This is a genomic window from Flavobacterium sp. CHNK8 (genome assembly GCF_019774515.1).
Classification (GTDB): domain Bacteria; phylum Bacteroidota; class Bacteroidia; order Flavobacteriales; family Flavobacteriaceae; genus Flavobacterium; species Flavobacterium tiangeerense.
On record NZ_CP081492.1, the window covers coordinates 2,063,708 to 2,076,606 of the forward strand.

The 12,899-nt window shown below is 34.2% G+C and carries 11 protein-coding genes; 7 read left to right on the top strand and 4 right to left on the bottom strand.

Annotation, left to right across the window (positions count from 1 at the left end; all coding sequences use genetic code 11):
- Nucleotides 1-84 precede the first annotated feature (84 nt).
- Nucleotides 85-1,167 (top strand): glycine cleavage system aminomethyltransferase GcvT, encoded by a 1,083-nt coding sequence (gene gcvT, locus K5V07_RS08775; protein WP_221917166.1) that lies wholly within the window; start codon nt 85-87, stop codon nt 1,165-1,167.
- 58 nt (nt 1,168-1,225) lie between these two features.
- On the top strand, nt 1,226-1,936 hold the full coding sequence (locus K5V07_RS08780; protein ID WP_086453819.1) for a YebC/PmpR family DNA-binding transcriptional regulator: 711 nt from the start codon (nt 1,226-1,228) through the stop codon (nt 1,934-1,936).
- 140 nt (nt 1,937-2,076) lie between these two features.
- Here the strand turns inward: K5V07_RS08780 and K5V07_RS08785 are convergent, their stop codons facing one another.
- Nucleotides 2,077-3,117 carry a PLP-dependent cysteine synthase family protein gene (locus K5V07_RS08785; protein WP_086453818.1) on the bottom strand — a complete coding sequence of 347 codons (1,041 nt, stop codon included), beginning with the start codon at nt 3,115-3,117 and terminating at the stop codon, nt 2,077-2,079.
- Between the two features lie 71 nt (nt 3,118-3,188).
- Nucleotides 3,189-5,324 carry a S9 family peptidase gene (locus K5V07_RS08790; protein ID WP_221917167.1) on the bottom strand — a complete coding sequence of 712 codons (2,136 nt, stop codon included), beginning with the start codon at nt 5,322-5,324 and terminating at the stop codon, nt 3,189-3,191.
- Nucleotides 5,325-5,390: 66 nt separating this feature from the next.
- On the opposite strand from K5V07_RS08790, the gene K5V07_RS08795 reads away from it, so the two are divergent.
- Nucleotides 5,391-5,711 (top strand): YbaB/EbfC family nucleoid-associated protein, encoded by a 321-nt coding sequence (locus K5V07_RS08795; RefSeq protein WP_221917168.1) that lies wholly within the window; start codon nt 5,391-5,393, stop codon nt 5,709-5,711.
- Between the two features lie 89 nt (nt 5,712-5,800).
- On the opposite strand, the gene K5V07_RS08800 is transcribed toward K5V07_RS08795, so the two are convergent.
- Complete coding sequence (locus tag K5V07_RS08800) at nt 5,801-6,823, bottom strand: low specificity L-threonine aldolase (protein ID WP_182650914.1); 1,023 nt, start codon at nt 6,821-6,823, stop codon at nt 5,801-5,803.
- A gap of 180 nt (nt 6,824-7,003) precedes the next feature.
- Between K5V07_RS08800 and prfB the strand changes: the two genes are divergently transcribed.
- The 4 genes from prfB (at nt 7,004) to K5V07_RS08820 (ending at nt 11,768) form a co-directional block, all read left to right on the top strand.
- Nucleotides 7,004-8,099, top strand: a protein-coding gene (gene prfB, locus K5V07_RS08805) for a peptide chain release factor 2 (RefSeq protein ID WP_182650915.1) whose coding sequence is annotated in 2 segments (ribosomal slippage) — nt 7,004-7,066 and nt 7,068-8,099 — 1,095 coding nt in all. Because the reading frame shifts where the segments join, the coding sequence is not laid out codon by codon here.
- Between the two features lie 69 nt (nt 8,100-8,168).
- Entirely contained in the window at nt 8,169-8,864 is a 696-nt protein-coding gene (locus K5V07_RS08810) for an energy transducer TonB (RefSeq protein WP_221917169.1), read from the top strand.
- Between the two features lie 115 nt (nt 8,865-8,979).
- On the top strand, nt 8,980-9,978 hold the full coding sequence (lpxD, locus tag K5V07_RS08815; RefSeq protein ID WP_221917170.1) for a UDP-3-O-(3-hydroxymyristoyl)glucosamine N-acyltransferase: 999 nt from the start codon (nt 8,980-8,982) through the stop codon (nt 9,976-9,978).
- A gap of 161 nt (nt 9,979-10,139) precedes the next feature.
- Nucleotides 10,140-11,768, top strand: a complete 1,629-nt coding sequence (locus K5V07_RS08820; protein ID WP_144893793.1) for an acyl-CoA carboxylase subunit beta — start codon at nt 10,140-10,142, stop codon at nt 11,766-11,768.
- 71 nt (nt 11,769-11,839) lie between these two features.
- Here K5V07_RS08820 and K5V07_RS08825 read toward each other — a convergent pair whose 3' ends face one another.
- Entirely contained in the window at nt 11,840-12,889 is a 1,050-nt protein-coding gene (locus K5V07_RS08825; RefSeq protein WP_221918166.1) for an AMP-binding protein, read from the bottom strand.
- Nucleotides 12,890-12,899: the final 10 nt, after the last annotated feature.

The window sequence follows — 12,899 nt, forward strand, 5'->3', positions numbered from 1 at the left end:
CGTTTGAAACTTTGCTCCTACAGCCTTTGTAAGCCAAAATAAAATCAATAAATTAGCGACTTTAAATTTTATATCAAAAACACCATGAAAAATACTGCGCTAACGCACATACACGAGAGTTTGGGAGCAAAAATGCTACCGTTTGCTGGATACAACATGCCAATTTCATACGAAGGAGTCAATGCAGAACATGAAACGGTTCGTAATGCAGTAGGCGTTTTTGATGTTTCTCACATGGGAGAATTCTTGCTTACAGGACCAAATGCATTGGCTTTGATACAAAAAGTAACTTCAAATGATGCATCAAGTTTAACGATTGGCAAAGCGCAATATTCATGTTTACCAAATAATGATGGTGGAATAGTTGATGATTTACTGGTTTATAAAATGAAGGAAGAGCAATATTTACTGGTAGTTAACGCCTCAAATATTGAAAAAGATTGGAACTGGATTTCAGCTCAAAACGATTTGGGTGTAGATATGAAAAACATTTCGGATGATTATTCTTTACTTGCCATTCAAGGACCAAAAGCGGTTGAAGCAATGCAATCCTTAACTTCAAAAGATTTATCAGCCATTGCGTATTACCATTTTGAGGTAGGTGATTTTGCTGGAATTGAAAACGTAATTATATCTGCAACGGGTTATACTGGCTCAGGTGGTTTTGAGATTTATTGTAAGAACGATGAGGTAGAACAAATATGGAATAAGGTTTTTGAAGCTGGCGCTCCTTTTGGCATTAAACCCATAGGACTTGCGGCTCGTGATACTTTACGTTTAGAAATGGGCTTTTGCTTATACGGCAATGATATCAATGATACCACATCTCCGTTAGAAGCTGGTTTGGGTTGGATTACTAAATTTACTAAGGATTTCACAAATGCTGAAAATCTGAAAAATCAGAAAGAAACTGGAGTAACTAAAAAGTTAGTTGCATTTGAAATGCAAGAGCGAGCAGTGCCAAGACATGATTACGAAATTGTAGATGCATCAGGAAGTGTGATAGGAATTGTGACCTCTGGAACCATGTCTCCGTCAATGAACAAAGGAATTGGAATGGGTTATGTTACAGTTGCCAATAGCGCACTAGATAGCGATATTTTTATTCGTATTAGAAAAAATGATGTATTAGCTAAGGTGGTAAAATTGCCTTTTTATAAGAAATAAAATGATTTTTAAACCTGCATAATTATTGTATTTTTGCAGTTCAAAATAACAAATAGTAATGGGAAGAGCGTTTGAGTTTAGAAAAGGAAGAAAAATGAAACGTTGGTCAGCAATGGCCAAAGCATTTACCAGAATAGGTAAGGATATTGTAATGGCTGTTAAAGAAGGTGGTCCCAATCCTGAGGCCAACTCGAGACTAAGAGCTGTAATCCAAAACTCTAAGGCAGTAAATATGCCTAAAGAAAATGTGGAGCGTGCTATAAAAAAAGCGACTGACAAAGATACAGCAAATTACAAGGAACAATTGTTTGAAGGCTATGCTCCGCACGGTATTGCAATTTTAATTGAAACTGCTACTGATAATAACAATAGAACTGTTGCAAACATTAGAAGTTATTTCAACAAATGCAATGGTACTATGGGTACTCAAGGGTCTGTTGAGTTTATGTTTGATCATACTTGTAATTTTAGAATTCCAAATAACAATCAAGATATAGAAGAACTTGAGTTAGAGTTTATCGACTTTGGTGCCGAAGAAATTTTTGCTGATGAAGATGGAATTTTAATTTATGCTCCTTTTGGTAGTTTTGGAACCATTCAAAAAGAACTTGAAAGTCGAGGCATTGAAATTTTATCATCAGGTTTTGAACGTATCCCTCAAATTACAAAAAAGCTAACCGAAGCAGAAATGGCTGATGTTGAAAAATTAATTGAAAAAATTGAAGAGGATGATGACGTGATGAACGTGTATCATACTATGGAAGAATAATTCCTTTCTTAAAAACCTAAAAACTCTTGAGCAATCAGGAGTTTTTTTTTGTCTATGCACAACATTAATAATCTAAAAACATAGCAAAAAAAAACTCCAGAAAAATTCTGGAGTTTTATATGATAATATAGTAAGATAATCTATTTTATGAATTCAATTTTTTGAACTTCTTCTTCATTGATACTGTCAAAAAATCCTTGCTCATTCATCCAGTCATCACTAAAAACTTTACTCATATATCGAGATCCATGATCTGGAAAAATAGCTATTACATTACTATTTTCGTCAAACTCTCCCTCTTCTGCGTATTGCTTAATTGCTTGCATTACTGCTCCAGAAGTATATCCCACAAATAAACCTTCTTTTTTAGTAATTTCTCTGGCAGTGTGAGCACTTTCCTCATCTGTCACCTTCATGAACTTATCTATAATATCAAAGTCGGTTGCAGATGGAATTAGATTTTTACCTAATCCTTCAATTCTGTATGGATAAATTTCTTCGTTATCAAACTCTCTAGTTTCATGGTATTTTTTCAACACTGAACCAAAAGCATCAACACCTAAAATTTTAATATTAGGATTTTGCTCTTTTAGGTATTTTGCAGTTCCCGAAATAGTTCCACCAGTTCCACTACATGCTACAAGATGCGTAATGGCGCCATTAGTTTGTTTCCAAATTTCTGGACCTGTAGAATTGTAATGTGCATCAATATTCAACTGATTGAAGTACTGGTTAATATAAACCGAACCCTTGGTTTCTTCATGTAAACGCTTGGCTACGTTATAGTAGGAACGTTCATCATCTGCAGATACGTGAGCTGGACAAACATAAACCTTTGCACCTAAGCTACGCAACATATCAATTTTATCTTTTGATGACTTTGAGCTTACTGCTAGTATACAATTGTACCCTTTGATAATACTTACCATAGCCAAACTAAACCCAGTATTACCAGATGTAGTTTCAATTATAGTATCACCAGGTGATAAAATGCCTCTTTTTTCAGCTTCTTCAATAATATATAATGCAATTCTATCTTTAGAGGAATGTCCTGGATTAAAAGCTTCTACTTTTGCGTAAAAATTTCCAACTAAATCTTCAGTAACTTTATTTAGCTTAATAAGTGGAGTATTACCTATTAATTCTAAGACATTATTATAAGCAGATATCTCTTTTTTCATAAAAAAAATAGTTAGTCGCAGCAAATTTTAATTCAACTACGAACAGTGCAAATTTAACAAAAATATTCTAATTAGTTTTTAATTTTTTCTAAATCTAATAAAAAACTATACTCTTTTGCTAATTCCTTTAAAGCCTCAAACCTACCTGAAGCCCCGCCATGCCCTGCATCCATGTTTGTATTTAAATACAACACCGTATCGTTAGTTTTTAGCGTACGCAGCTTTGCAACCCACTTTGCTGGCTCCCAATATTGTACTTGTGAGTCATGCAAGCCTGTAGAAACATACATATTAGGATATTTTTGTGCTTTTACGTTATCATAAGGAGAATAAGACAACATGTATTTGTAATATTTTTTTTCATTTGGATTACCCCATTCGTCATATTCACCCGTTGTTAAAGGAATGGTATCATCAAGCATAGTTGAAATAACATCTACAAATGGCACTTGAGCAATCACTCCATGGTATAATTCTGGTGCCATATTTACTACTGCTCCCATCAACAATCCACCTGCTGATCCGCCTTCGGCATACAAATGTTGTGGAGAAGTATATTTTTCTTGAATTAAATACTTGGAACAATCAATAAAATCGGTAAAAGTATTTTTCTTTTTAAGCAATTTCCCGTCTTCGTACCATTGTCTTCCTAAATCTTCGCCACCACGAATGTGCGCAATGGCAAAAACAAAACCTCTGTCTAAAATAGATAAACGTGTTGATGAAAAGTAAGTATCCATAGTCACGCCATAAGAACCATACGCATAAAGTAACACCGGATTAGTACCATCCTTTTTCAAACCTTTTTTATAAACCATTGAAATTGGCACCTTAGTCCCATCAGTTGCTGTGGCCCAAACACGCTCCTCTGTGTAATTGTTTTTATCAAATTTTCCACCTAGAACTTGTTGCTCTTTCTTAACCTCTTTTTCTTTGGTCTTCATATTAAAGTCAATTACAGAAGATGGGGTTGCCAAGGATTGATAGCTGTAACGCAAAATATCAGTATCAAAATCTACATTTGTAGTAGTGTAGGCATTGTAGGTTTCACTACCAAAAGGCAGATAATATTCTCCCTCACCACTCCACGGCTTGATGCGAATGTGGTTTAAACCATTAGAACGTTCTTCAACTACTAAATAATTTCTAAAAATTTCAATATCTTCCAGCAAAACATCATCTCTATGCGCAATGACATCGACCCAATTCGCTTTTGCAGTAGCACTTTCTGGGGTTTTCATCAACTTGAAATTTGTTGCTTTGTCTTTATTGGTTAAAATATAAAACGAATCTCCAAAATGTGAAATACTATACTCTAAACCACGAACTCTAGGTTGAAAAACCTTAAATTCAGCATCAGGAGTTTCTGAATTTAAGATTCTATACTCGGTAGTCAAGGTACTCCCCGATCCTATTACAATATATTTTTTTGATTTTTCTTTCCCAACGGATACGTTAAAAGTATCGTCTTTTTCAAAAAACACCAGTACATCTTGATCCGAACTTGTATTTAATTTATGCTTAAATACTTTATCAGAACGCAGTGTAACTTCATCTTGTTTGGTATAAAAAATCGTTTTATTGTCATTGGCCCACACAGAACTACCAGTTGCATTTTCTATTTTATCAGAAAGGATTTCACCTGTTTCTAAATTTTTTACTTGAATGGTATAAATACGTCTTCCAATGGTATCAACACCAAAACTAGCAAACTTGTTATCTGGACTTACACTTAATCCACCCAATTGAAAATAAGAATGCCCTTTAGCTAAATCATTACAGTTAAAAAGAATTTCTTCGGCAGCAGTTAAACTTCCTTTTTTTCTAGAGTAAATAGGATAATCTTTTCCTGTTTCAAAACGAGTAATGTAGTAATATCCATTATATAAGTAAGGTACTGATTCATCATCTTCCTTAATACGAGATTTCATTTCCTCGTACAATTCTTTCTGAAAACCTTTGGTATCTGCAGTCATAGCTTCATAGTAACTGTTTTCTTGATTCAAGTAATCAATAACCTCTGGATTTTCTCTTTTGTTTAACCAAAAATAATTATCCACACGAGTATCACCGTGTTTCTCTAAAACGGTTGGAATTATTTTTGCTAAAGGTGCTTTTATATTTTCGGACATTTGCTGTGCGTTTATTTTAATTATTGAAAGTGCAAAAATAAGACAAAGACCACTTAGTAAGGCTTTATTTTTCATGATTCTTTTATTGAATTGAAACACTAATGTAGTAATTTTGTATTTAAAACTTAAAATGATTTTAACATGGATTTAATGGGCATGATGGGTAAATTAAAAGAAACCCAACAAAAAATTGAAGATACTAAGAAAAGATTAGATACTGTTCTTATTGATGAACAAAGCACTGATGGTTTATTAAAAGTAACTCTAACTGCTAATAGAGCAATAAAATCAATACAAATTGATAACGCTTTACTTGAAGATAAAGAACAATTAGAAGATTATTTAATCCTGGTATTAAACAAAGCGATTGTAAAGGCTACTAAAACAAACGAAGCTGAACTTGATGCAGTAGCTAAAATGGACATGCCAATGATTCCTGGAATGGATAATTTGTTCAAGTAATCAGTAACTATGAGTTTATGAATTATGAGTTTATGAATTATGAGTTTATAAGATATTTATAAACTCATAATTCATAACTTATACTTTATTTACACTAATTTCTGCAAGGTTTCAAGCACATATGTATGCATAACCTCTTTATAATCAAGATGTGTCACGATTCTTAATTTTCCGTGACCCATAGAACTGATAAAGATATTTTTTTGCTTCAAGAGTTCAATAAGATTTTTCTCGATACAATTTGGAACCAAAGAAAAAATTAAAATATTGGTTTCAACTGGTTCTACAGATGCTACCCAACTTGTTTTCTTCAACACTTCGGCAATTTCTTTTGCTCTACGGTGATCTTCGGCTAACCTCGTGATATTATTTTCAAGAGCATATAATCCCGCTGCCGCTAGATAACCTACTTGACGCATTCCGCCACCAAGTATTTTTCGAATACGCAATGCTCTGTGAATTGTTTCTTTATCGCCCAATAGTACAGAACCAATAGGAGCTCCTAAACCTTTAGACAAGCATACTGAAATGGTGTCAAAAAGTTTACCAAACTCTTTAGGATCTTGATTTTTAGCAACCAAAGCATTCCAAATACGAGCTCCGTCTAAGTGAAACTTTAAATTATGCGCATCACAAACTGCTTTAATTTTTTGTAAATCTTCTAGTTCATAGCAAGCACCGCCACCTTTGTTAGTAGTATTTTCAACACACACTAAACTTGTTAATGGACTGTGATAAAACTCTGGATCATTGATAGCAGCAGCTACTTGATCTGCGGTAATCATTCCTCGATTTCCATCTAGTAAACAACAAGACACTCCACTATTAAAGGAAACTCCGCCTCCTTCATAATGGTATACGTGTGCATATTTATCAGCAATTAACTGTTCCCCTGGCTGCGTGTGTAATTTTATTGCGGTTTGATTTGCCATTGTTCCCGATGGAAAAAAGAGACCTGCCTCCATTCCAAACATTTGTGCTACCCTAGCTTCAAGTTCAATAACAGTAGGATCTTGTTTATACACATCATCACCAACTACAGCATTTAACATATGAACAAGCATTTCACGAGATGGCTTTGTAATCGTATCGCTAATTAAATTTATTTCCATATTATTCTTTTATTTTCATTGCGAATGGTTCGCGAATTGTCCCTTTGTAAAAAATTTCTATTTTTGCAGCACAAATTTACATAATACGGTTTGTATATTGCAAAAAGTTCCGTTAAAACTAAAACAATTGCACAAAAGGAATACTACAAATCGATTTTTAAAAAATTAAAATAATAATTTATGACAACTACCGAACAAATAAAAGGTATTGTAGAGCGCCTTGGTGCGTTGAGGAGGTATCTTTGACGTTGATGCCAAATTAATTGAGATTTCAAACGAAGAAGAAAAAACCTTTGCCCCTGATTTTTGGAACAGTCCAAAAGAGGCAGAACTACTAGTGAAAAATCTTCGAAATAAAAAAAAGTGGATAGAAGATTACAATAAAGCTGTTGAAATGACAGACGAATTGGAACTTGCCTACGAATTTTATAAAGAAGGTGAACTTACACCCGATGAACTTGACACACAATTCAATGCTACTAACAATCACATTGAAGCTATTGAATTTAAAAACATGCTTTCGGATGAAGGTGATACGCTTAGTGCTGTAGTGCAAATTACAGCTGGTGCAGGTGGAACAGAAAGCTGCGACTGGGCCGAAATGCTCATGAGAATGTACATGATGTGGGGCGAAAAATACGGTTATAAAATTAAAGAATTGAACTTTCAAAAAGGAGATGCTGCTGGAATAAAAACGGTAACTCTTGAGTTTGAAGGAGATTATTCTTTTGGATATCTAAAAGGAGAAAACGGCGTACATCGATTGGTGCGTATTTCGCCTTTTGATAGTAATGCTAAAAGACATACCTCTTTTGTTTCAGTATATGTTTACCCCTTAGTTGATGACAGTATAGAAATTGAAATTAACCCTGCAGATATCGAAATTACTACCTCACGCTCTAGTGGTGCAGGTGGACAAAATGTCAACAAGGTAGAAACTAAAGTACAGCTGTTTCATAAACCTACCGGAATTCAAATTCAATGCTCTGAAACCCGTTCGCAACAAGACAATAGGCAACGAGCCATGCAAATGTTACGTTCGCAATTATATGAAATTGAACTTAAAAAGAAGCAAGCACAACGCGCTGATATTGAAGCTGGAAAAATGAAAATTGAATGGGGTTCACAAATACGCAATTACGTAATGCAACCTTACAAGCTCGTTAAAGACGTTCGAACAGGCTATGAGACCAGCAACGTTGATGGAGTAATGAATGGTGAAATAGACGAATTCTTAAAAGCCTATCTGATGATGATGGGACAAAAAGAATCATAAAAGATAAAATCCTACACAATTCTATTTTGTGTAGGATTTTTTATTATTTTTGAAAAAAACATCACACTTATGAAAACCTTTTTTACATCACTTATTTTATTGATTTCTTTTAACGTTTTTGCACAAAACAAAATTTATTTTACAGAAGATTTTAAAGAACTTCCAAACGCAGAGACAGCAAAATATTACAGTATTTATGAGCAAAAAGATAAAGCTACAATCCGAACTACTTTTTATATAAATGACACCATTTACTCTAAGGATAACTATTCTAACTATAAAAAAAGGCAAATTGATGGTACGTCTGAAAGATGGTATGCAAACGGAAAAAAGGAGTATTTAGCGATTTATGTAAAAGGAAAACAAGAAGGTCCACAAACACGTTACTATGAATCTGGAAAAGTAAAGCGAATCGAAAACTTCCTAAATGGTTCCTTTGTTGATGGAAAATGTTTTGATGAAAATGGAACAGAAATTGCGTTTTTCCCTTACTACGTAAAACCAGAATTCCCTGGTGGAAAAGAAGCTTTTTTTAGTTATTTAGATCAAAATTTCAAATCAGTAAATAATCGCTTGGGCGAGGTCATACTTGAATTTTATGTAGAGTTGGACGGTTCTTTAAATCATTTTGAAGTAATAAAAAGTGTGAAAAAAGAAATTGATCTAGCGGCAATAAAGACTTTAGTTAAAGGACCAAAATGGATACCTGGAAAAGTTGATGGTAAAGTAACTGCAATAAAACACAAACTTTCTATTAGCATTTAATTGCAAGATAACAATGCATTAGTCAGACATTCTAGCTAAAATCAAAGATTAATTAGGATAACTACGAGTAAATTCTTTTATTTGAAAAATATAACTCAAAACATTCTATTTTTTAATGAAATCCTATACAATTCTAGAAATCAATGAAATTCTGCAAGGCGAAATTATTGGATCAACCCTAACCGGTATTACCGCACCAGAGCAATTAGATGCAGCCGGTGCCACTGAAATTTCATTTATTGGAAATAAAAAATACGAAAAATATTGGATTTCATCAAAAGCTTGTGCAGCTGTTGTAAATGAGGATGTTAGTATTGAACCTGGTGATAATCGTGCTTTTATTAAAGTAAAGAATGCCGATTTAGCCATGTCTCAAGTTCTTGAACTTTTTGCTCCACCTACTCCACTATTCAATACAGCCATTCATCCCACAGCCGTGATTGATGCTAGTGCAAAAATTTGCAATGGTGTGCAGATTGGTGCAGGATGCTATGTGGGTCCTAATGTAGTAATAGGTGATAACAGTACTATATATCCTAATGTGACTATTCTAGATGAATGTACCATTGGTAAGAATACTGTTATTTGGTCTGGTACCGTGATCAGAGAACGCTGTCATGTTGGTAATGATTGCATCATACATCCCAATGCAACAATTGGCGCAGATGGCTTTGGCTTTAGACCTGATCCTCAACGCGGATTGGTTAAAATCCCTCAAATAGGTAATGTAATCATTGGTAATAATGTTGAAATTGGTGCCAATTCTTGCGTAGATAGAGGTAAATTTAGTTCAACTGTACTAGGTGACGGATGTAAAATTGACAACCTTGTACAAATAGGTCATAACAGCAAATTAGGGAAATTTTGTATCATGGCAGGCAATAGCGGACTTGCGGGTTCAGTAACATTAGGTAACGGAGTTATTATTGGTGGAAGTGCTTCCATAAAAGACCATACAACTATAGGAGATGGTGCTATTGTAGGAGCAGGATCTGGTGTTACAGGTGATATAGCCCCTGGAAAAACAATGTTAGGGTATCCAGCTGTTGAAGCTCGTGATGCCTTAAAACAATGGGCTATTTTAAAAAGACTAGTCAACGAGTCAAAAAAATAAAGACATAATTTTTATCATATTCATAAAAAAAACAGAAGTTCGCTTCTGTTTTTTTATTTAAAACCAAAATAAAAACATTTTTTTGATTTTACTAGACAAAATAATAAACGTATTTTTGTAGTAATTTGTATTTTAGCACAAACTTTTTAATCTAATAAATCATGGATTTGAACTTCAATAAAAATGAAGACCACAATAAACTTCTACTCTCTGCATTACGTCAAAAATTAAGTGCCGTAAAATTAGGAGGTGGAGAAAAACGCATTCAAAAATTACATAGTGAGGGCAAAATGACTGCCCGTGAACGAATAGATTATTTACTAGACGCAAAGGCTAAAAGTATAGAAATTGGCGCTTTTGTTGGAGAAGGAATGTATGCTGAACACGGTGGCTGCCCTTCTGGTGGAGTTGTTGTAAAAATAGGTTATATCCGAGGCAAACAATGCATTGTAGTTGCTAATGATGCTACTGTAAAAGCAGGTGCTTGGTTTCCTATAACTGCTAAAAAGAACCTTAGAGCTCAAGAGATTGCAATGGAAAATAGATTGCCTATTATTTATTTAGTAGATAGTGCTGGAGTTTATTTACCATTACAAGATGAAATTTTCCCTGACAAAGAACATTTTGGTCGTATTTTTAGAAATAACGCACAAATGAGCAGCATGGGTATTACCCAAATTGCCGCTGTAATGGGTAGTTGTGTAGCTGGTGGCGCGTACTTACCTATCATGAGTGACGAGGCCATGATTGTGGACAAAACAGGTAGTATTTTCCTAGCGGGTAGTTACTTGGTAAAAGCAGCAATTGGAGAAAGTATTGATAATGAAACTCTTGGCGGAGCCACAACCCATTGCGAAATTTCTGGAGTGACTGATTATAAAGCGAAAGATGACAAAGACGCACTTGATCGTATAAAAAATATTGTTGACAAAATAGGCGATTTTGACAAAGCTGGATACAACCGTATAAAAGCTGAAAAACCAAAATTTGATGAAAATGAAATGTATGGAATATTGCCTAAAGCACGTAGCGAGCAATACGACATGATGGACATCATTAACAGATTAATAGACAACTCTGAATTTGACACGTACAAAGATGGTTATGGACAAACAATAATTACTGGTTATGCTAGAATTGATGGTTGGGCCGTAGGAATCATTGCGAATCAAAGAAAAGTTGTTAAAACTAAAAACGGAGAAATGCAATTTGGAGGCGTAATCTATTCGGATAGTGCTGATAAAGCCACTCGATTTATTGCTAATTGCAATCAGAAAAAAATCCCATTAGTTTTTATTCAAGATGTAACTGGTTTTATGGTGGGATCAAAATCTGAACATGGCGGAATTATAAAAGATGGAGCCAAGTTAGTAAATGCAGTGTCCAACTCTGTGGTACCAAAATTTACGGTAATTGTTGGTAATTCATATGGAGCTGGAAATTATGCCATGTGTGGTAAAGCGTATGATCCTAGATTAATTTTTGCTTGGCCAAGTGCTGAATTAGCCGTTATGGGCGGAACGCAAGCTGCAAAAGTACTTGCACAAATAGAGGCTTCATCGCTCAAGGCAAAAGGAGAAGTAGTTGATGAAATCAAAGAAAAAGAGTTATTTGATAAAATAAAAGCAAGATACGACGAACAAGTGTCTCCTTATTATGCAGCCTCAAGATTATGGACTGATGCTATTATTGATCCATTAGACACAAGAACTTGGATCTCTATGGGGATTGAGGCGGCAAACCACGCTCCTATTGAAAAGAAATTCAATTTAGGCGTTATCCAAGTATAACATTCTTACCATTTATAAAAAAGCATCCTGAAAATATATTTTAGGATGCTTTTTTATTTAGTGTAACTCGATTATAAAGTATTTACAATGTCAGCTCGTATTAATTTACCATTTTCTGTTTCTAAAAATTTTGGGACATAAAAAACAGCTTTAGGTTTTTCATATTTGTCTAATTCATCAAAAAAATCATCGGATAACAATTGATTTTCTCCTTCAATAACTAAAATTAATTTCTCTCCAAGTTCAGGATCTTTAATACTAGAGACGAAAAATCTTTCCTTTATTTTAGCAGATAGTTTTTGTTCAATTTTTTCAGGAATCAATTTTATTCCGCCACTATTTATTACATTATCAACTCGGCCTAAGAAAACAAATTGATTGTATTCATTAATTTCTACCAAATCATTCGTAACAATCGATTCATTTGAAATTAAAGGTGCATCAATAACCAAGCAATTTCGGTCATCTCGGGAGATTTTAATATTAGGCAAAACCGAAAAGAAATTTTCCCCAACTTTTTTAGCAGCTATATGAGTAATAGTTTCTGTCATGCCATAGGTTTCATACACTTTTGTTGTCACTTTTGACAACTCATTTTCAAGAACCTTGTCCATTTTTGCACCACCAACAATCATTTTCTTTACATTATGCAATGACTTTAGTGAATTTTGAGCTTGCAAAGGAACCATAGCAACAAAATCATATTTCTTTGCATTACGAATTAAAGGTTCTGCACTTGGAGCAACAAAATCAAGGTCTAAACCTAATATAAAACCGCGTACTAACATCATTTTTCCCGCTATAAATTGGGTCGATAAGCAGTGTAAAGCGCTGTCTCCTGGTTTCAAATCGAAAAAATCTCCAGTGGCTAAAGCCGAGTTTACCATGGCTTGTTTCTCCATACGAATGAGTTTTGGCTTTCCAGTAGTTCCAGATGTATTGAGCATGAGATAAGGTTTAGAATCAAACCAATCTAAAAGAAAATCTCCTACAGCTTTTTCATACGCCTCGCCTTCTTTGATAAAACTATACGCAACTCTGCATAAATCACCACGATCAAGGTGAAAACCATTTAATTTAAACAAATTATGTACGTTTTGATAGGTAACGGTAGTGGTCATGATTGTGATA

Excerpts from the sequence above, each read along its gene's own strand:
- K5V07_RS08790 (WP_221917167.1), bottom strand. The coding sequence starts at position 5,324 with ATGAAAAATAAAGCCTTACTAAGTGGTCTTTGTCTTATTTTTGCACTT.
- lpxD (WP_221917170.1), top strand. The coding sequence starts at position 8,980 with ATGAAATCCTATACAATTCTAGAAATCAATGAAATTCTGCAAGGCGAA.
- K5V07_RS08810 (WP_221917169.1), top strand. The coding sequence starts at position 8,169 with ATGAAAACCTTTTTTACATCACTTATTTTATTGATTTCTTTTAACGTT.
- gcvT (WP_221917166.1), top strand. The coding sequence starts at position 85 with ATGAAAAATACTGCGCTAACGCACATACACGAGAGTTTGGGAGCAAAA.
- K5V07_RS08825 (WP_221918166.1), bottom strand. The coding sequence starts at position 12,889 with ATGACCACTACCGTTACCTATCAAAACGTACATAATTTGTTTAAATTA.
- K5V07_RS08780 (WP_086453819.1), top strand. The coding sequence starts at position 1,226 with ATGGGAAGAGCGTTTGAGTTTAGAAAAGGAAGAAAAATGAAACGTTGG.
- K5V07_RS08795 (WP_221917168.1), top strand. The coding sequence starts at position 5,391 with ATGGATTTAATGGGCATGATGGGTAAATTAAAAGAAACCCAACAAAAA.
- K5V07_RS08785 (WP_086453818.1), bottom strand. The coding sequence starts at position 3,117 with ATGAAAAAAGAGATATCTGCTTATAATAATGTCTTAGAATTAATAGGT.
- K5V07_RS08820 (WP_144893793.1), top strand. The coding sequence starts at position 10,140 with ATGGATTTGAACTTCAATAAAAATGAAGACCACAATAAACTTCTACTC.
- K5V07_RS08800 (WP_182650914.1), bottom strand. The coding sequence starts at position 6,823 with ATGGAAATAAATTTAATTAGCGATACGATTACAAAGCCATCTCGTGAA.